This is a genomic window from Methylobacterium phyllostachyos, assembly GCF_900103445.1.
GTDB classification, from domain to species: Bacteria; Pseudomonadota; Alphaproteobacteria; order Rhizobiales; family Beijerinckiaceae; genus Methylobacterium; species Methylobacterium phyllostachyos.
On the sequence record NZ_FNHS01000023.1, the window covers coordinates 26,494 to 45,335 of the forward strand.

General features: G+C 65.4%; 22 protein-coding genes. 12 read left to right on the top strand and 10 right to left on the bottom strand.

The features are described from left to right. The first annotated feature begins 104 nt into the window (after window positions 1-104). The 6 genes from BLQ49_RS26235 to BLQ49_RS26260 all read left to right on the top strand — a co-directional run bounded on the left by BLQ49_RS26235 (window position 105) and on the right by BLQ49_RS26260 (window position 3,710). Entirely contained in the window at window positions 105-869 is a 765-nt protein-coding gene (locus BLQ49_RS26235) for a Crp/Fnr family transcriptional regulator (RefSeq protein WP_091721882.1), read from the top strand. 3 nt (window positions 870-872) lie between these two features. Next, complete coding sequence (locus BLQ49_RS26240) at window positions 873-1,145, top strand: hypothetical protein (protein ID WP_091721884.1); 273 nt, start codon at window positions 873-875, stop codon at window positions 1,143-1,145. Window positions 1,146-1,269: 124 nt separating this feature from the next. After that, entirely contained in the window at window positions 1,270-1,656 is a 387-nt protein-coding gene (locus BLQ49_RS26245; RefSeq protein ID WP_280141006.1) for a response regulator, read from the top strand. 364 nt (window positions 1,657-2,020) lie between these two features. Further along, complete coding sequence (locus BLQ49_RS26250) at window positions 2,021-2,656, top strand: recombinase family protein (RefSeq protein WP_007568925.1); 636 nt, start codon at window positions 2,021-2,023, stop codon at window positions 2,654-2,656. Next, on the top strand, window positions 2,656-3,087 hold the full coding sequence (locus BLQ49_RS26255) for a hypothetical protein (RefSeq protein ID WP_007568927.1): 432 nt from the start codon (window positions 2,656-2,658) through the stop codon (window positions 3,085-3,087). The genes BLQ49_RS26250 and BLQ49_RS26255 overlap by 1 nt, the downstream gene beginning before the upstream one ends. A 113-nt stretch (window positions 3,088-3,200) precedes the next feature. Continuing rightward, on the top strand, window positions 3,201-3,710 hold the full coding sequence (locus BLQ49_RS26260) for a TspO/MBR family protein (RefSeq protein ID WP_165486585.1): 510 nt from the start codon (window positions 3,201-3,203) through the stop codon (window positions 3,708-3,710). Window positions 3,711-3,847: 137 nt separating this feature from the next. On the opposite strand, the gene BLQ49_RS26265 is transcribed toward BLQ49_RS26260, so the two are convergent. The 5 genes from BLQ49_RS26265 to BLQ49_RS26285 form a co-directional block, all read right to left on the bottom strand. After that, window positions 3,848-4,330, bottom strand: a complete 483-nt coding sequence (locus tag BLQ49_RS26265) for a DUF4411 family protein (protein WP_007568929.1) — start codon at window positions 4,328-4,330, stop codon at window positions 3,848-3,850. Then, the gene (locus BLQ49_RS26270) at window positions 4,331-5,590 is read right to left on the bottom strand and encodes an ImmA/IrrE family metallo-endopeptidase (RefSeq protein WP_007568932.1); all 1,260 of its coding nucleotides are present in this window, start codon (window positions 5,588-5,590) and stop codon (window positions 4,331-4,333) included. Window positions 5,591-5,596: 6 nt separating this feature from the next. Beyond that, entirely contained in the window at window positions 5,597-6,160 is a 564-nt protein-coding gene (locus BLQ49_RS26275) for a recombinase family protein (RefSeq protein ID WP_007568934.1), read from the bottom strand. Window positions 6,161-6,308: 148 nt separating this feature from the next. Then, a complete protein-coding gene (locus BLQ49_RS26280; RefSeq protein WP_078947311.1) occupies window positions 6,309-6,629 on the bottom strand; it encodes a ribbon-helix-helix domain-containing protein in 321 nt (106 codons plus the stop codon). Continuing rightward, complete coding sequence (locus tag BLQ49_RS26285) at window positions 6,629-7,324, bottom strand: ParA family protein (RefSeq protein WP_007568936.1); 696 nt, start codon at window positions 7,322-7,324, stop codon at window positions 6,629-6,631. Before BLQ49_RS26285 ends, BLQ49_RS26280 begins: the two co-directional genes overlap by 1 nt. A 451-nt stretch (window positions 7,325-7,775) precedes the next feature. On the opposite strand from BLQ49_RS26285, the gene BLQ49_RS26290 reads away from it, so the two are divergent. Together BLQ49_RS26290 and BLQ49_RS26295 are read left to right on the top strand one after the other, a co-directional pair. Beyond that, window positions 7,776-8,594, top strand: coding sequence for a GntR family transcriptional regulator (locus tag BLQ49_RS26290; RefSeq protein WP_007568938.1), 819 nt, complete (start codon window positions 7,776-7,778; stop codon window positions 8,592-8,594). Between the two features lie 177 nt (window positions 8,595-8,771). Then, complete coding sequence (locus BLQ49_RS26295) at window positions 8,772-9,200, top strand: hypothetical protein (RefSeq protein ID WP_007568940.1); 429 nt, start codon at window positions 8,772-8,774, stop codon at window positions 9,198-9,200. A 60-nt stretch (window positions 9,201-9,260) separates the two neighbouring features. Here BLQ49_RS26295 and mobF read toward each other — a convergent pair whose 3' ends face one another. Beyond that, window positions 9,261-12,185, bottom strand: coding sequence for a MobF family relaxase (gene mobF, locus BLQ49_RS26300; protein WP_007568942.1), 2,925 nt, complete (start codon window positions 12,183-12,185; stop codon window positions 9,261-9,263). Then, complete coding sequence (locus BLQ49_RS26305; RefSeq protein WP_091721887.1) at window positions 12,182-12,478, bottom strand: hypothetical protein; 297 nt, start codon at window positions 12,476-12,478, stop codon at window positions 12,182-12,184. The genes mobF and BLQ49_RS26305 overlap by 4 nt, the downstream gene beginning before the upstream one ends. Window positions 12,479-12,703: 225 nt before the next feature. On the opposite strand from BLQ49_RS26305, the gene BLQ49_RS26310 reads away from it, so the two are divergent. The 3 genes from BLQ49_RS26310 to BLQ49_RS26320 are packed head-to-tail and all read left to right on the top strand — an operon-like array spanning window position 12,704 to window position 14,472. Then, a complete protein-coding gene (locus BLQ49_RS26310; RefSeq protein WP_091721889.1) occupies window positions 12,704-13,165 on the top strand; it encodes a hypothetical protein in 462 nt (153 codons plus the stop codon). Window positions 13,166-13,169: 4 nt separating this feature from the next. Continuing rightward, window positions 13,170-13,901 carry a hypothetical protein gene (locus BLQ49_RS26315; protein ID WP_091721892.1) on the top strand — a complete coding sequence of 244 codons (732 nt, stop codon included), beginning with the start codon at window positions 13,170-13,172 and terminating at the stop codon, window positions 13,899-13,901. A 4-nt stretch (window positions 13,902-13,905) separates the two neighbouring features. After that, window positions 13,906-14,472 (top strand): hypothetical protein, encoded by a 567-nt coding sequence (locus BLQ49_RS26320; RefSeq protein WP_091721895.1) that lies wholly within the window; start codon window positions 13,906-13,908, stop codon window positions 14,470-14,472. A 7-nt stretch (window positions 14,473-14,479) separates the two neighbouring features. On the opposite strand, the gene BLQ49_RS26325 is transcribed toward BLQ49_RS26320, so the two are convergent. The 3 genes from BLQ49_RS26325 to BLQ49_RS26330 form a co-directional block, all read right to left on the bottom strand. Beyond that, complete coding sequence (locus tag BLQ49_RS26325; protein WP_091721897.1) at window positions 14,480-16,174, bottom strand: type IV secretory system conjugative DNA transfer family protein; 1,695 nt, start codon at window positions 16,172-16,174, stop codon at window positions 14,480-14,482. Window positions 16,175-16,284: 110 nt separating this feature from the next. Further along, window positions 16,285-16,635 (bottom strand): hypothetical protein, encoded by a 351-nt coding sequence (locus BLQ49_RS29270; protein ID WP_143012328.1) that lies wholly within the window; start codon window positions 16,633-16,635, stop codon window positions 16,285-16,287. Between the two features lie 126 nt (window positions 16,636-16,761). Further along, window positions 16,762-17,343 carry a recombinase family protein gene (locus tag BLQ49_RS26330; protein ID WP_091721900.1) on the bottom strand — a complete coding sequence of 194 codons (582 nt, stop codon included), beginning with the start codon at window positions 17,341-17,343 and terminating at the stop codon, window positions 16,762-16,764. Between the two features lie 354 nt (window positions 17,344-17,697). On the opposite strand from BLQ49_RS26330, the gene BLQ49_RS26335 reads away from it, so the two are divergent. After that, a protein-coding gene (locus BLQ49_RS26335) for an IS3 family transposase (RefSeq protein WP_091721902.1) occupies window positions 17,698-18,839 on the top strand; the annotation gives its coding sequence in 2 pieces (ribosomal slippage) (window positions 17,698-17,965 and window positions 17,965-18,839; 1,143 coding nt in all). Window positions 18,840-18,842: the final 3 nt, after the last annotated feature.

Consider the following 18,842-nt stretch of genomic DNA (forward strand, 5'->3'; position numbering starts at 1 on the left):
GCCCTGATAGTGATGTCGTTGGATTGGCGACGCTCAATTTTGTGTACCTCCGAAGGTCACCTTCAGAACGATTGCCGCGTTCTCCCTTCAGGGAGGACGGTCAAATGCAGCAGGCGCTGACGCGCAAGCTGGAGAGCTTCGAGCCGCTGTCCGACCAAGCCCGCTGGGCCCTGAACCGCGTGGCGCTCAAGGTTCGGCAAGTGGACGCGCGCCAGGATCTGATCCAGGAGGGCGACAAGCCCGAGAACGTGCTGCTCATCCTCGACGGCTTCGCCTGCCGATACAAGGTGCTCCCGGACGGCCAGCGCCAGATCATGGCCTTGCTCGTGCCCGGCGACTTCTGTGACCTGAACGTGTTCATCCTCGACGAGATGGACCACGCCATCGGCACGATCTCAACCTGCCAGGTCGTGGACATACCGCGCCAGGTCATCGACGAGATCGCCAGTGAGCACGCCGACATCGCGCGCGCCTTCTGGTGGTGCTCGCTGGTCGACGGCGCGGTCCTGCGCGAGTGGCTCGTCAACATCGGCGGCCGGCTCCCGCCCCAGCGCATCGCCCACCTGCTCTGCGAGCTTCTCATGCGCCTGGAGGCGGTAGGGCGCGTCACCGACAACAGCTACGCGTTCCCACTCACGCAGACGCAGATCGCCGATATGACGGGCCTGTCCGACGTGCACGTGAACCGGACGCTGCGGGATCTGCGCGCGCAGGGCCTGATCCACCTGAAGCGGCGGGTGCTGACCATCCTCGACGTCGAGCGGCTGCAGGCTTTCTGCGACTTCACGCCGAACTATCTGCATCTGCGCAACACGCGCTGGGGTGAGCGGCGCGACCTGAGCTGGCCCGGTCACGCGCAGGAGGGCTAGGCGATGTCCGAGCGGAGCAACATCGCGACGCTGCTCGTACTTCAGCTTCAGACCATCGCGGTCGACACCGGAAGCCCAGATCGGGACGGGATGCTGGTGATCGCCAACGGCCTGCTGGTGGCCGTGCTGGTACGCCTTGCCGAGCCAGAGCATGACAATGTCGGAAGCTGGTTCCTGGAAGCGGGGTTCGGCCGGCTGCAAGGGCAGAGGGCGCCGACCTTCCTGAACGTGGAGGACGCCACGCGCTGGCTGCGACGGCGCCTAACGCCGACCTAACCTCGTCGGCGCTGTCCCATGGTTGGGTGACACGGGTCTCGGCGCAGTGCTGGAACACGGTGCCCAAACTCTTCTCAAGCGTCGGGGGCACCTTCACCAAATGAGCTAATCGCCTGTATCGCACGTGCCCTACGCCCTCGTCGTGGACGACGATGCGCTGATCCGCATGACCGCGATGGATATCTTACAGGAGGCGGGTTTCCATACCTTCGAGGCTGGAGACGGCGACGCGGCCATGGCACTGCTCGCTGAGAAGCACGCCCTGATCGTTCTGCTGTTCACCGATGTGCAGATGCCCGGGTCCCGCAACGGCTTTGCCGTCGCCCGGGAAACGGCTGGCCAGTGGCCGCACATCTCGATCGTCGTCGCGTCGGGGCAGGCTCGTCCTTGCTCCGGAGACTTGCCGGAGGGTGCGCGCTTCCTCGGGAAGCCGTTCTCGGCTGAGATGGTCCGAGAGCATATCAAGGAGATCCTGCCAGACGGGCAAAAGCCCGCGCCGCTCCGCGATTAGTGGCAGGGCCGACTTGATGTATGCTACGAGTTAAAATTGCGTATTGAAGTCACGCCCCCTCCGCGCGGCAAAGTTCTATTAGAGGCGTTCTATCACGCAAGACCTATTGGTCCGCTTTTCCTTTCGTCCAATTTGGGAAGCCGCGCGCATCGGCCTCAATGGTGGGGTCAGGTCGGATGTGTCACGTCCGCTTCAGGATGAGAAGCCAAAGTCCGGTTTCCACCCGAAGCAGCCCATCGAGCCGGTACGGTTTGGGTATGCCTCAATCGAACTGGACGATTAGCAGTCTCATATAATCAGCTTGACCATTCAAATCGAACCACTATCATGATACCTATTCTAATCGAACCGGTTGGCGGGTTTCATGTTCGTCCGCGCCTATTTGCGCGCTTCCACCTCCGAACAGGACGCGACCCGGGCGCGGGCGCAGCTCGACGCCTTCGCGCATGAGCGCGGCCTGGCGATCGCGGCGGCCTATGTCGAGAACGAGAGCGGGGCGACGCTGGCCCGGCCGGAACTTTTCCGCCTTCTGAAGGACTGCCGACCGGGGGACGTGCTGCTGATCGAGCAGGTCGACCGCCTGTCCCGCCTAACCTCAGACGATTGGACGAAGCTCCGGGCGGAGATCGACGCCAAGCGCGTGCGGATCGTGGCGCTCGACCTGCCGACCTCTTGGAGCCTGGCGACGCCGGCCGACGAGTTCACGGGTCGGGTCTTTCAGGCAATCAATGGCATGCTACTCGATGTCCTCGCGGCGGTCGCCCGCAAGGATTACGACGATCGGCGCCGTCGCCAGGCGCAAGGGCAGGCCCGGGCAAAGGCTGCGGGCCTATACAGAGGCCGCCAGGAGGATACGAAGCGGAATGAGGGCATCGCGGCCATGCTGAAAGCCGGTTCGCCCTGGAGCCAGATCCAGGCCGCCACCGGATGCAGCCGCTCGACCCTTGCCCGGATCGCCAAGCGGGTGAAGGCTGGCCTGATGCAGGACGCGGGTCACTGATGCCGATCCGTCGCGAGCATCGCTACTTCTACCCGATCGACTGGAAGCAACTCTCGGCCATGATCCGCTTCGTGCGGGCAGAGGGTCGGTGCGAGGGATGCGGCCGGCCGCACATGGAGGATGTGCAGCACCTAGGCGACGGCAGATGGTGGGATGCCGAAGCAGAGCGGTGGCGTGATGATCGAGGTCGCTTCGTGCGTCGCGCCTTATCCCTTCCCGAGAGCATGGAGCCGGGACTGGTGAAGGTGACGCGCGTAGTGCTGGCGACGGCACATCGCAACCACGATACAGCCGACAACACAGACGCCAACCTCGTGGCGTTCTGCCAACGGTGTCACATGAACCACGATCGGCCGGAGCATCAGCGGTGCAGGCGGGTGACCCTTCGTGCCCGTAAGGCGATAGGCGATTTGTTCGGCGGAACTGGTTGATAGCGAGCCGCCGACCTTTCCGAACAAAAACTCGTCACTGCCCAGTCGATGCCCTGGGTGGATGCCCGCGCTCGTCCCACATGGATGATCGACACCCGTTGAGGAGTACCCGCATGGCATCACACGCTCGAACGGGAGGCCTATCGCCACTCCAGGCTGCGGCCCTGGCGGTCGGCGCTGTCACGGCAGCCCTACTCATCGGGCGGCGCGCTAGCCCGACGCCTGACCACCCCCGGACAAGGCGCTGGTATCGACACCTTTCAAAGCCAGACTACACACCGCCGTCGCCGGTCTACCCGGTTGCCTGGACGGGCATCCAGGCGTCGCTCGCCTATGGCGGTTATCGACTGCTTCGCGCTGAGGGATCGCCTGAGCGGACGACGGCTTTGGCGTTCTGGGCCGCGAACCAAATCGGTATCGCCGGCTGGAGCGAAGTCTTCTTTGGTCAGCGATCGACGGGATGGGCCACCGTCACATCGGCCGCCCTAGGCGCAAGCGCAGTCGGTTACGTGGCAACGGCCGGTCAGGTCGATAAGACCGCAGGCCAGCTTGGCATTCCACTGGTGGCCTGGGTATCGTTCGCGACGCTGCTCGCCGAAGAGATCTGGCGAAAGAACGACTAATCGACCGAGCTATCTTATGCCATTGTTTCGCTGTTCGGCAGAGCGCGCAACAGGGCCGATGCTAAACTCAAGACTTCCGCACCATGCCGCACACGTTGAAGTCGTTGGGCTTCTTCGGTGCAGATTGCCGGTGCGAATTACGCCTTAAAGCCGAGGGTGCGATAGAGGTCGAAGTCTTTGATCCAAACCTGGCCGAACGAGTTGCAGACATCCGGCACCTTGCGGTTGGCCCGCTTCTTAGAGGGAGCAGAAACTTCCTTTGTCACGATCGTGCGATTGGGCGCGGCAAGGCCGTAGGCGACCAAAAACATATCCTGACCGATCTTCTCAATTTCGGTGTCGGTGAGGTTCGGGCCATAGCCGCTATCAAGAACGTCGTTCAGTATCGCGGGGTCGGCTTCCTCATCCAGGATCAGTGCGGCCTTTACGTCCTTGTCGTTGATCCACTGGCCGAGCTGGGTCCGCGAGCCACAGACTTCCTGCCAGATTTCGAGTGGCATTTTGACATGCCCCGCCTGGCATTGGCCAAGCAGCCAATCCCAGAACTGCGGTACGAGGTCGAAGCCGTAATATTCTTCATCCGCTCGGATCAACACGTTCGCATCAAGGAGGTAGAGCAATCAGTCCCTCCCGATGCCGGGCACCATGGCACCCCTGGCATATTCGTATCGTTTGATAAGTGGCTCGACGACGCCTGGACTGACACCCAAGACTTTCGCGGCCTTAGTGTGTGACAGGAGGTTATCGCGGACGGACCGCTGCACCAGCCCGACAAGCGCAGCACCTAGCTTGAACTGCTTGACGGTGTAGTAGCTGGGGCCGCCTTCGGACTCCTTGGCGTCGTCCTTGGCACGCGCCTTCTGGCCTTGCCAGCGAGCGGCGTACTGGCTGGCAAGGTCGCGATAGGCCGGACCGCTGATCCACTTCATGCGGTGCATGCGATAGGCAACCATAGGCTCACTGACGCGCCAAGCCTCTGCCATTCTGGCGATGGCAGCCATGGCGCGCGGCAGATCGGCCGGGGTGAAGTCCGGTCCGGCGGCGAACGCCTGGTCGGGCAGCAGGAACCGCCCGGCGACATCGTTGCAGAACAGCTCGATGGCACCTTGGGGCGTCTTGGCCTCGCCTTCTCCGACCATGCCGCTGACGCCGGTTTGGCCCAACCAGATATGCGCCAGCTCATGCAGGAGCGTGAAGGCACGAGCGGCTTTGGCGTCCTGATCGTTGATGACCACGAACGGCGCAACGCGATCCGCAATGGCGAAGCCTCGGAACACGCGCTCGCTGATCGTGTGGTGATGCGATCCTAGGTCCCCGACTAGGAGGACAAACACGCCGATGTGTTCGGACCGGCTACGAAGATCCTTGAACAGGTCGTCGGCCGAGCCGTTGCGGCGGCTCAGCGTATCAAGCCGGATTTCCAGCTTTGCGGCGATGCTGTCGATGACAGCCTGAACGCCCTGCTGGACGGTGGCGGAGCCGACGAAATCAAGCGGTGCGGCCTCGTCCTCATCTTCGAGGATGCTTTTGACCATCTCCTGCCGCGCCCGGATGTCCCGGAGCAGCGCGTCCAGCTTGGCGCTCTCGCGCGGCGGCACGTCGAAAGGCAGGGTGCGGAAGTCCTCGCCCCGCGAAGCCTGGGCCGGGGGCTGTTTGAGATAGAAGGTCACAACCGGGCGGCGATAGACACTCGCGATCTTGGCGAGCTGGTTGCGGGTCGGAAACCGCTCGCCGCTTTCAAGGGCCTGCAACTTCTCGGCGGCGGAGCTGACCGCGCTCGGCTGGATGCCGATCTTGCTGGCCGCGTCCTCAAGGGACAGGCCAGCCGACTGCCGCGCCCATGCCAGGATACTCGGGTTGATGTTCTCGGCTCTCTCCATGGCTGGCTATAGCCTCGCGCCAGTGGCGTTGATGTGCCGACGTAGCGTCGCAGGCGCGACGCCGACCAAGCGGGCAATCTCCGCCCTGCCCTTGCCATCCTCAATCAGACGGACGGCAAGCTCTCGCTTCTCCAGTGTGAAGGAAGGCGGACGCCCTGCCCGCTTGCCGCGCCGCTTGGCGGCTTTCAGCCCAGCCTTGGTGCGTTCGGAAATCAGGTCGCGCTCTAGCTGGGCCAGGACGCTCATGATGCCATACAGCGCCTTGCCTGCGGCCGTGCGGGTATCCATCCCGTCCATGATCGAGTGAAACTCGACGCCGCGCCCGTGCAGCTCGTCCAGAAGCAGGGCAAGCCCGGCCGTGGTGCGGCCGAGGCGGTCGATCCGCCAGACGGTCAGCATGTCACCGGCCTTGGCCGCTGCCAGGGCGGCGGCGAGGCCGGGCCGCTTCATGGCGGTGCCGGAAACGCCCTGGTCGTCATAGACGACATCGCACCCGTTCGCCTGCAACGCGTCATGCTGCAAGGCTAGAGTCTGCTCGTCGGTGGAGACACGGGCATAGCCGGTTTTCATGCTTAAATTATAAGCGCACGTTTTCGCGCGATCCAGCCTTAAATTTCGCAATGGCTTAGCGGGTGGCCGAAAAGCCGCTCAAAAACGGTTCTATTCAAGCGGTCGGGTTATCGTGACGGGTGGGAGAAAGGTCGACTATTCTTTTCCCTTACTGCTTCCCGGCCCGCCGTGCGCGTCGCCGTTCTACAGTCGCTACGGCTTCAGTGCCATTTGCCTCCATCCAGGCATCTACAGCTTGGCGGAGAAGCTCCTGGATTTGAATGCCTTCATCTAACGCAGCCTGCTTGATTTCATCGTGTCGCTGCGGCTCAACATAGTAGCCGAGGAACCGCTTTCCCTCGCGCGTAGTCTTGGCCGGAACCGGCTCCGCTACTGCCGGTACGACCGGCGGTACAGCCTTTGCCTTTTCTGGGGCTTTCAACGACTCGGCCACCTGCGCAGCCATCGACAGGGGGTTCGGCTTAGCCATCACACAATCTCACTCGCATTCTTGCGTGTCCGTGTCTTAGCACGCAGGCTAGCTTGTTTTGAAACATGCTTCCACACAGCTCGTACGTCGAGGGCCCCCTTCCCTTCCGGCTCGACCTCAATCGCGGTCTGGCCGGCGTCGGCTGACCGCGGGAACACCTTCAGATCGTGGATTACAGATCGCAAAATCGGCATACCGATGTGATTCAGCTCGCGGCGGATCCGGGCCGCCTCGCGGTCACTGCGATTTCCGACCCTGTTGAGCACCACGCAAGTTGGCTTGTTGGCCTGTGTGGCAGCACGCACCGTGCGGGTGACGGCCTTCAGATCGAACAGGGCGACGCCGGTCGGTATCACGACAGCATCTGCTACCGCCAGGGCGGCTTCCACCTCATCTGTCGCGTTGGGCGGGGTGTCGATCAACATTAGATCTAGGCCGAGCCCGCGCCCGGCCTCAACAATCTGCGCCACCGCGCGGGGCTTGGCGTCAGATACGAACGGCTGCTCGGCTTCCCGCCGGTCTGACCACTCAGACAACGACGACTGCGGGTCGAGATCGATAATGCCGACCTTATGACCGTCCTCAATCGCTGCGGCGGCAAGGTTGATCGTTAGGGTGCTTTTGCCGACCCCACCCTTCCAGGCTAGCAACGCAACCACCTTCATCAGTGTGACCCCACACAGGTTGTCCGGCACAGCTACCGACAATCCTACATCTACACCATCCAAACTGCCGGAACGTCAACATGAATGAAAAAACACAAGCTAGCTTGTGTGGAAATGTGGTTGCATGGAATGCGTATCAAGCGCAGTGAGTGAACCGGCAACATTGACTTAGCCGTGCGACCCAGCCGACATGCCATGTCCGGCTGACGCGCTCTCTGTGCGAGTCGTCGGGAGCATCAGGAGACCACGCCGCCGCAAGTCGACCTCTGAAAAGCCAACGGCCCCCCAGTCGCCAAACTGGAGGGCCGTCGAAATCGAAAAGGGCCTGTGGGGCCACAACGCACTCCCCACAAGCCATGAGACGCCCCCGGGCGTCAAGCGGGAACGCCAATTCTCGCGACGATGAGGCTTTGCCCTGTGGACCGGACGCCCCTGCGGTGGCCCGGAACGACCTGTTGCGGCCCGATGAGGGCCGAGAGACGTGTTTGTAGACGAGATCCGCCGCGCCATTGAGGCGTCGAGCCGAATCACCCTGCCGCAAGTGACGGCGCTGCTGTGGCGCGCCTTCGGGGAGGGGAAGGTCACGGAAGCTGAGGCCGAAGCGCTGTCTGGGCTGATCGAGGCGCGCACGGACGCGCCTGCGGCTCGCAGGCTACCGGCGAGCTCGCGACCCAGCACCGACGCTGCAATCTCATCCCCGACCCAGGACAGAGCAAAACCTCCCAAGAGAGATATCGGCTCGCGCCCTCGCACGGACTCCTCTCTGAAGCGCCGCCGCCGCTGGGCCGCCTCGGGGCGGCTTCCGCCGGGGCTCGCGGCGCAGTTCACCGTGGCCGAGCAGGCGGTGCTGGCCCTGGTCGCCACGGAAACCTCAAAACGAGGCGATTGCCGACTGGCCGTGGGGCAGCTCGCGGCGATCGCGGGCGTGGCCGAGACCACCGTCCGCAACGCCCTGCGCGAGGCTAAGAAGCTCGGGCTAGTCACCGTCGAGGAGCGGCGGGTGACGGGCTTCAGGAACGACACCAACGTCGTGCGCATCGTCTCACCCGAGTGGCAGGCCTGGATGCGGCTGGCGCGTAAGCCGGGCAGAGAACTCTCGGGTGCTGAGGTTCACCGGGCCACGCTGAGCAGTGGGGGAGGGTGCAAATCCGCGAAGCGCACGAGTACTGAAGTTCTAATCCTGTCAGAATCGGGGGAAACGGACCCGTCAAAATGCTGCCGACGGGCAGCGAGTGACCTCGACCGATCAGACCGAACGCGAATCCGCGTGGGTCGTGGCACGGGCCGAGCCATGCGCTGAGGGTCTGAGCTCGTACGGTCTGACGAACGCCCCTCTCTCCTCGGGAGGAGGCTTGGGCTTCTTCGACCAGAAGCCCATCAGCTTTCTACTGACCGAACGCCATCCCCGCGCAGGCCCTGGGAGGACGATCCATTTCGCTCTACGCTCACGCATCCGATCCGAGCGTCGAACCGCACCATGCCGATCCGGCGCGAGCACCGCTTCTTCTACCCGATCGACTGGCCGCAGCTCTCGGCCGCGATCCGGTTCGGGCGTGCCCGGGGCGCTTGCGAGGGTTGTAGGCGACCGCACGGGCGAACCGTGGTCCACCTCGGCGATGGCCGCTGGTGGGACGAGGCGGTCGCCGCCTGGCGTGACGGGCGAGGGCGGCGGGTGCGCGTCGCGCCCGGGGCGGTCGACATCCTCGGGAGCGTGCGTCGGACCCGGGTGGTGCTGGCCGCGGCCCACCGCGACCACGACACCGCCAACAACGCGAACGCCAATCTCGCCGCGTTCTGTCAGCGCTGCCACATGATCCACGATCGGCCCGAGCACCGTCGCCGCCGCTGGACCACTCTGTTCCGACGCAAAGCGCTGGGTGACCTGTTCCGCGGGCCCTACGGGTGATCCCAGGCGGCTGAGATCAGCACGCCCGTGAGGCGATCGGTCATGCCCGCGGGCTGACGATCACCGCTCGATCCCGGGCTCGCGACCGCGTTCCGGATCGGGGCGACCGAGATGGCGCGCGAGCTGCGCCACTAGGCGTCGAACCGCCGGGGCCGGCGCGCGGCCGAGCCGGCGCCCAAAGGCGTCGATCAGGCGAAAGGCCGGCACGATCATATGGCCGACCCCGAGCCACGCTGCCGCCTCGCGCAGCGCCCGGGCCGCGCGTACCGCCCGGCCGACGTCGATCCCCGGGGCGACACGCTCGGGCAGCCCGAGCACCCCGTCGCGCACGAACGCCACCCGGTCGGCGGCGTAGTCGACCACGTTGGCCTTCTCGCGGTAGCCACGCGCTTCCCGGAACAGTCGCTCCAGGACCATCGTGTCGTTGGCCGGCATGCGTGGATCCGCTTGGCGTTGCCGACACAGGGCGTCGAGCCGGTCACGCTCGACCACCACCCGCGCCGCGTGCCGGTGCCGGGTCAGGCCGACATAGACCTCGCGCGCGTCGGTGCCGGCCCCGAGGTACACCACCGCCGCGGAACAGGTCCGGCCCTGCGCCGCGTAAGATGTGCCGGCGTAGGCGTGGACGACCTTGGGATGGGCCGGCCGACGGCCGAACCGGGGGACGCGCCGGAGCTCGTCCCACGCCGCCTCGATCACCCGCCCGTCCTCCAGCGCCAGATGCAGGCGCGCACCGCCATCCGAGTCCGTGACCAGCGCCTCGATCCGGGCGCGGGTACCGTTGCGCAGGCCGAGGTGCGGCAGGCTCTCGCCGAACCGGAGAGTATCGCCGAGCGCGAGCGCGAGTGGCACTAGCCGATCCTCGCGGTCGCGCGCCGGCGGAGCGATCAGGTCCGGCCCGAGCCGGCCCTCGGCCCGCAGCGCAGCCCGCGCCCGGGCGTTCAGCGTCGCCGCGTCGGCGTTGCGCCGGGTGACGATCAGCACGTCGTCGCCGTAGCTCACGCGCTGCTCGGTCCAAGTCGCGATCACGCGCGCCTGCGCCGCCTCGGCCCCCGCGACCAGCTCGACCTGTCCCTCCGCCGCGTAGGCGCGCAGACCTGCCTCGGCATCGCCGCGCGCCATCACCACCGAGGCGGCGCGCTGCCACGCCACCGTCTGACGGCGGACCTCGCCGAGCACCGCGGAGCGCCCAACCACCTCGGCCACCGCCCGCAGCGCACTCGCGCCCCCGACCGAGGCGAGTTGCCGTCGATCGCCGATCAGCACGACCTTCGCACCGGCCGCCTGCGCCGCGCTCAGCACCGCCTCCAGGTCGCGGCTCGACACCATGCCGGCCTCGTCGACCAGGACCAGGGTGTCGCGGTCGAGCGCCGCGGGGTTGGTTTGGGACTCGGCATCCGAGCGGGTCGCCCGGGCGCGGTCGTGGCGCCAGCGGGCGATCGCCTGTGTGGGGATCCCGGTCGAGCGTCCGAGTTCGTCGGCCGCGACCCAGGAGGGCGCCAGGCCGATCACGCGCATCCCGGAGTCGTGCGCGGCCGCGACCAGGACCGCGGCCGTCGTCGTTTTCCCGGTGCCCGCACCGGCCTGGAGCAGCGATACCCCATCCGGGCCGGCGGCATGGCGCACGGCTTCGGCCTGTTCCGCGCTGAGGCGGCCGTCCCGGGCCAGAGCCGTCGTCACCGCCTCGGGGGCGATCCAGCGCCGGTCCAACGGGCGATCGGCGGCGCGCAGCATCGCTGCCTCGCAGGTTGCGATGCCCGGGCTGGTCCAGCACGCGCTCGCCCCCGGCACCATCTCGGCGGCCGCCAGCGGCAGCAGCGTGCCGTCCCGCTCCAAGTCGGCGAGTTCCGCCTCCACCACCTCGACCCCGAGCCCCTGCACCCCCGCGAGTTCCAGGGCGCGCTGGAGCAGATCCTTGCGCGTCACGACGCTCTCGTGCCGGAACAGGGCCGAGGCGGCGCGCGCGACCGGGCCGTCGCCGGGGATCTCGGGCGGGTCGAACGGGGGTTCGCGTTCCGCATCGCGCGCGGCCGCGCGCGTGTCCTCGGGATGGCGCGCGGCGTCCCACGGATCGAGCGCGCAGGCGGCGAGTTCTTCGCGCCAGCGCGCCTCCAGCTCCGCACCGGTCGGCAGCTCGTGCTTGCCCCGGCGGGTGGCGAGCGCGGCGACCTCGCGCTGGGCGGATGTGGCCCCGGCGCCGGCATAGTCGAGGATCTGCTCCGAGCGCTTGGAGAAGGCCGCCAGCAGCGCCTCAGGCGGCCCGGCGACCTCCCATTGCCCGCGCCCGGCCTCGCGGTAGCGCAGGCCGAACCGCTCCCGCAGGTTCTCCGCCAGGGCGGCACGATAGGCGGCACCGACGGCGATCTGGTAGGCGTAGAGTTGCTCGACCTCGATGGTCAGGTGCGTCTGAGATTTGTATCGACCGGATCCGGAATGTTTCGGCGCACCGGCAACATTGATAAATACACAATGCGTATGAATGTTTGGATCACCTTCACGCGTCGTGTAATGATCGAAGCGGCCGACGATCAGATCGCTCGGCCGGTGTCGTTCGACGCCCCCCGCACCGGTCCGGACGGTGACCAATACCTCCGCCGCGACAAAGGTGAGCGCCCGCTCGACCGCGGCGCGGTGCGCCGCCTCGATCGCGGCGCGCTGCTCGGGCGTGCCCGCCATCCACAGCACGGAAACGGATTTCCCGGGGGTTAGGGTGAGGTCCTGACCGGCCCAGTGGCCCGGGCCAGCGCCACGCACTAGCGGCTTGCCGGTGCCGGGATGATATCCGGCACACAGGTCGCGGAACGAGCTGGCGGCGATCGGCGCGCCGTGGCGCACGACCGTCCCACCAGAACTCCACCACATGCCATCGCCATCCTTGGCATAATAGTCGTCGCGTCGGTCCGGGCGCGCCTCACGCTGGCCGTCGTTGGTGTAATACAGCCCGGCCGCCGAGCCGGCCCCGAGCCGGTGCAGCGAGGCGGTCACGCCGCCGGGGCCCCGGTACCGTCTTTGGCTCGAAAACGACAGACCTTGGTGAGGTCGATGGCGCCGGAGGGCGCACCGAGTTCGCCCACGGCCTGGGCCATATCGAGCAGGGCGGCGTCGATCCGTTCGGCGCGCTCGATCAGAACGCGGTGGCGGATCGCCACCTCCAGGCGTTGGGCCACGCACTTGGCCGCGAGGCTTTCGCTGGACCAGCCATGCTCGGCCGCGGCGGCAGTCAGGCGGGAGGCGAGGGGGGCCGCCAGGATAATGGTGAAGGAGACCTCGTCGGCCATTGGCGCACCTGATAGGGGTGGTTCGGGCTGGGCAGCCTGACACCCTCGGGCTCGATCGGCGAGGCTTGTGAACCCGCTCGGTTAACGCCGGGTCACTTCAGTGCGTGTGGTGTGATCATCCTTCATCATGGCAGGTTAACGGTCATTTCACTGGCAGACGCTGGCAACGCCGGCACACGCTGGCAGGCAGGTTTAGCTTAACCGGCCGGCCGGTATGCCGATCGCATGCCGCTCGATCCCAAGCGCCTCGTGCGTGACGCCAAGAAGGCCCAGACCGCCCGACCCGCGACCCTGATCGGACGGGAGACCACCGGCGTCACCCGGGCGGTCCGCGCCGCGCTGCCGACTATCCGAAAGCTGCGCGCGGCCGGCGTGAGCTGGGCGGCAATCGCCCAGGCCATGGCCGAGCAGGGAGTCCGCCAGAAGGGCGACGTACCGCTCACCGCCACCCGCCTCACCGCCATTGTCGGCCAAGTAGAGGTCCAGGACCGCCGCCGCGACGCGTCCGCCGCCCCCCGGAACCGGCCGGATCTCGCCACCTCAGACCCTACGTCCGTCGCACGACCGGAACTGACGTCCAAACCCCCTCGCGGACCGGCGCCCTCCGATCCAGCCGGTCATCCGACCGCCGAAGCCATCCGACGCGCCGGCTTGGCCGAACTCAACCGTATCCTGAAGAAGGTCTAGCCGCATGCCTCGCATCCTCCTCGTGGCCCAGGACAAGGGCGGCGCCGGCAAGACGCTGCTCGTGCGCGGGCTGGCCGAATGTCTCCCGAGCGCCAGCCTGGTCGAGATCGAGTCGGACCATCGGCTCGTCGAACTCGACGATCGGCTCGCGTTCTTCCCGGTCCGCGCCGCCCGCCAGGAGGTCGAGCGCAGCGGCGGTCAGGCCGCGCGCGCCGAGTTCGACGCACCCCTCAACGCCATCGCGGCGGCCAACGGCCCGACCATTGTCGATATCGGTGCCAACGCCGCCGCCTCGTTCCTGCCGCTGATCCGCGCAGCGAGCGCGCGTTATGCACGGCGCGAGATCACCTTCGCGCTTCTCGTCGCCGTGACCAGCGCCTCGGGGGCGCTGGCCAGTGCGCCGGTGCTGATCGAACTCGCGCGGCCGTTCGCTGCGGCGCTGTTCGCCGTGGCCAACGAGGTCGAGAACCCGCTCGACCTCAAGGCGCTCAAGGGCACGTTCGGCAAGGATGTCGGCCTGTCGCGACTGGCCAAGCTCAGCCTTGATCAGCGTGCCAACGAACTTCTGGAGAAGGGCGGCCTACGCTTCATCGGGCAGGACCTCGCCGCGGCGGAGCCGGCGCTCAGCGAGCGCTACGGCTTCAGCGAGGCCGGTCGCATCCTGGAGGACCTAACCGGGTTCCGGGCCGGGGTGATGGAGGCGGTAGCCCCTGCGGCACGCTGGCTTGAGGGTTGAGGCGGTGGGGCGCAAACCGATCGTCGATGGACAGGTGACGCAGGCCAGACGCGACGCCGATGCCGCCGTCGCCCGCAACCACGCCGCAAGCGAAACGCGGCTGAAGGCGCTGTTGTGTCTGGCACCGGCGGAGCGCTTCGCGCACCTCGACGACGCAGACTTGAGGCCCGAACATCGCACCGCCCTGCGGCGGTCCCTCCGCCCGCACCTGCGCCGATCCCGCCGTCGCCTGCCACGGCTATGGCCTTGGCCGCGTCGCGCGCGCCTTCGCGCCTGGACGTCGAGACTGCTGGCGGCCTTGGCCGCCTTCGAGATCAGCGTACCCGTCGCGCTGGCGCTCGCCTGGGCGATCATGACTTGGCACAACACCACGCACTGGATGGTTCTCACGCGTGCGGTGCAGTTCGACGTCACGCGGGCCGGTGGCACGACCGAACCGTACACGGCCGGACCGGGTAAGACGATCGTGCGCTACGGCTGGGACGGTGTCCCGCGCACGACGCTTGCCCTTCGCGACGGGACATGGATAGCGGTCGCGCTCTCTTCCGCCGATTTGCGGCCTCTGCCCTAAGCCGCGGTCATCCAGTCGGGCCGACCGGCGGCACCGGATCGAGGAGACCCGCGAAGCGCGGGTCGTCGAACGCGCGCGTCTTGGCGAGCTTGAGCGGGTCGGTGGTGTAGCGCGGCATGTTGAGGAAGACGATCGCGTTGTTCCGGGTCAGGGCCGCGATCCCGGTGGCGGGAACCAGTGGCGCCGCGACGGCGCTGCGGCTCGTCGTGATCTGTCCGGTCTTCGGATCGCGCGTCTCGGTCTCGTCCACGCCGGTGTAGGTTCCGAGCGCGTCAGACAGGCGCCGGCATCCCTCGACGTCGTCGCGCGAGACGTTGAAGTACTGGATCACCTCGGCGGTGTTCTTGAGGATGGCCGCGCCGTCCTGGCCGTAGGTCCGGGTGAGCTGCGCCTCGCTCTGCCAGAACGTCCACAGCGACACGCCGTAGCCGGGCAGCTCGCCCGCGCCGGACAGGATGCTGTCGAAAGCGCCGAGCACGAAGGCTTCGTCGACGATCACGAGCAGGCGTTCGGCCACGCGCTCGGCGCGGACCGCGCCGAACAGGTCGGCGAGCAGCCAGCGGACGTAGGGCGCGATGATCGTGCGGCGGTCGTCAGCAGGCAGCACGATGAACAGGTCGGTCTCCCCGGCACACAGATCCGCGAGATCGAAGGTGTGGTTTTGCGCTACAGCCTGCATCACCGGATCGAGCGCCCAGGAGAAAGCTTGCGCTGCCGTCGAGAGGATATTGGAGCGGTTGCGCTCGTCGCCAGTGAGGATCGCGCGCACGTCGGCGGCGACTGCATCCTGCTCGCGCTCCAGCGCCTGCATCAAGCGCTCGGGATCACGGACCAAAGCGGCGGCGGCGATGGTATCGTGGTGGCCGTCGCGGATCGCCATGCGCAGGGCAGCCACGATCACCACCGAAGCGCGGTCGCGGAAGTACGCACCGCCCTCACTCGTGTGGTCGGCGGGCGGCATCAGGGCTTGGGCCATGGACTGGAGGTAGAGGATGTCGCTGGTTCCCCGATGCAGCAGCGGGTTCCAGCGATCACCGCCCCCGGCCATGCCAAGAGGATCGAGGCAGCGTACCCTCCGCCCGAGAGCGGTGCGCCGCCGCGCCGCCGCACGGTAGGCGTCACCTTTGGGATCGACGACGACCGCCGGACCGCTCCAGGCGGTGGGGTCGGGAATAGCGAGGTTAGGCAGGACCAAGCCCGAAGTCTTACCCCGCCGAGGCGGGGCGATCGTGATCAGGTTGCCCTCGACCTCAACCCGCACCGGCTGGCGGGTGGTGGGATCAAGGCCGAGTTCCAGGCCAGTGCGCATCCGGGTGAGCGCGCGTGGTTTGGCCCAATCGGCATCGCCGAAGCGTTTGGAGGCGTGGCGCAGGGGTTCGAGGCTTCGGCTGAACGCGATGACAGTGGTCAAAAGGACCGTCGCGACCACGATCGCGAAGCCTTCCGACGTTCCCCCATCAACGAAGGACGAGGACTGGCCCAGCAGTAGCTTGAGGGGCATGACCACGACTTGCACCAGCGCGTGGGAGGTCTTCTCGATTGCGGTTCTGCCGTTCGGCTGGAACCACGTGATCGCCGTGTCTTGGACGGCCGGCCACGTACTGGGATCGAAGCCGTGACGAGCGAGGAAGGCGGCCGGAAAGCCAAGGACGAGCCCGGCGATACAGGTCAATACGGCGGCGGAGAAGCGGAGCCCAGACATCACAAGTCAGCGCTTAGTAGATGATTTAGTCACGATACTCTTACCCGGTATAATTTTATAATATTGAAGTTTATATAAATAAACTGAGCAACATAATGCATAAAAATTTTTCATGCTCTGAGTCCGATAGATAGTACAGCGGACATCATAGCTTCAATTCTATCTTTATTGGCCAGAAATATTTTAGCTTCTCGCTTATTGATTGCATCTTCTACTATTTTGCCCTGGAGAGGCCTCAGGATAAGTATTTCATTAGGCATATTTTTATTTTTGATGAGATGAGCAAGCACGTCTTGGTCATTGAGATAATAGTTACTTACAAAATAAGCACGACACGCTGCAAGGGATCTGTCATTCGATGCATGAATTGATTTATACATAAATAATCTAATGTTCTGATTTGCCAGAAATTCGTACGCAATCTGCAGGTTCTGACCGGGTACATCAAGATGGGCAATCATCGCATTCACTGATTTCTAGCAGGGAATTAGGCGTTTAGCCTACAGAGTGAAACAAAATGCAAAATATATTTGCAAATAATGCGTTAAAAATACTGGAAAATGCTGATATAATAATCTGTTGCAAATTCAGTTTTTGACTATGGTACTATTTGCGCGAGCACGTGGGAAGTAGCCGTAGAATGTATCTCGGTTAACCCCAAGCCGCTTGGCGATGTCAGCAACGCTGATCGTGCCTGCCGCCAGAAGCGCTCGACCAACGGCGATGTCATCCTCGTTCAGCTTCTTCGGCCGGCCGCCTTTGCGTCCACGGGCGAGGGCAGCCTTCAATCCCTCCATCGTCCGCTCGCGATTGAGGTCAAGGAAGTACTCGGCCATCGCGCCGTGCATCTGCAGGGCGAAGCGCCCGTGAGCGGTGGCGCTGTCGAACTGCTCGGTTAAGCTCCGGAAGTGCACGTCCTTCACGCGCAGTCCGTCAATGGTGCGCATCATCTCGACCAGCGAGCGACCGAGCCGGTCCAGTTTCCAGACCACGAGGACATCCTCAGGGCGCAGGTAAGCCAGCGCAGCCTCGAACTCTGGACGCTTTGTGCCGGCCTTGCCTGACTTCTTCTCCTCGAACAGGCGCTCACAGCCGGCGCGAGTCAGGGCGTCGCGCTGAAGGTCGAGGTTCTGGTCCAAGGTTGAGACGCGGGCGTATCCGATAAGCATGTCGGGATTATGCCAAAACGGCGTTTATCCGGCAATAGAAAAGCCGACACGTTTTTCCGACAGAAACGGACCTGTTTTGAGGGATTCGCGACTGGCTCCGGCCGGACGTCGGGAAAACGGTCGATTACACGACATCGAAGTGTTAGGACTTTTGTCTTTTAAGTCTGGGTGGCAGTTGGAACCGGTCGCTTCCCAAAGTACCTTAGTCGTGACACTCACCTTCCATGAGCCGTTTGCACAATCTGATTGGGACCGTCGCCCGCCGACGTTCTTCGCCGGTCATCGACTTGACCTGACCGGCTGGCTTTGGACCGGGCTGATTGAGAGGATCAGCCAGGACCGAAGGAGTCGGACATGCGGCGAGGTCAGAAGACAAACGCGGAGCAGGTCGTGCTGAAGCTGCGCCAGATTGAGGTGCAGACGGCACAAGGCAAGAGCTTGGCGCTGGCCTGCAAGGAGGCGGAGATCTCCGAGCAGAGCTATTACCGCTGGCGCAAGGAGTACGGTGGGCTCCAAGTCGACCAGGCCAGGAAGATGAAGGACCTGGAGCGCGAGAACGCGCGGCTGCGCCGGCTCGTGGCGGACCTGTCCTTGGAAAAGCAGGTGCTGGCGGACGTCGCCTCGGGAAACTTATAGCCCCCGAGCGACGCCGGCAGGCGGTCGACGGCATCCGGGAGAAGTACGGCCTCTCGGAACGTCACGCCTGCCGGATCGTCGGCCAGCATCGAGGCACGCAGCGCTACGTGCCGACCGTGCCGGCCGACGAGGATGGGCTGACCCGAGCCATCGTTGCCCTGGCCTCCGAGTACGGGCGCTATGGCTATCGCCGCGTCACCGCGCTGCTGCAGGCGGCCGGCTGGCGGGTGGGCAAGGACCGGGTCCAGCGCATCTGGCGTCGCGAGGGGCTGAAGGTCCCCAGCCGACATAAACCCCGCAGACGCCTATGGCTGAACGACGGCTCATGTGTGCGGCTGCGCCCGCTCCACCGCAATCACGTCTGGAGCTTCGACTTCGTACAGGCGCAGACGCACGACGGGCGGAGTCTGCGCATCCTGACGCTGATCGATGAGCACAGCCGGGCCTGTTTGGCGTTGAAGGTGGCGCGCCGCATCAACAGCGTCGGCGTGATCGAGGCGTTGGCGGAAGCGATGTGCCTGCACGGCATCCCGGAGCACATCCGCTGCGATAACGGCCCTGAGATGATCTCGAAGGCACTGCGCAAATGGGTCGCCAAAGCTGGCTCGCAGATCCAGTACATCGCGCCAGGATCCCCGTGGGAGAACGGTTATTGCGAGAGCTTCAACGGCAAGCTTCGTGACGAGTGTCTACGCCAGGAGATCTTCTACTCGCTGAAGGAGGCGCAGATCGTGATCGGTCTATGGCAAACTACCTACAACCGCGTCCGGCCGCATTCGTCCCTGGGCTATCGGCCACCCGCGCCCGTCAGCTACCCGGATCTGGCCTTCCGGCTACCCATGGCAGCGGCCATGCAGTAGCCT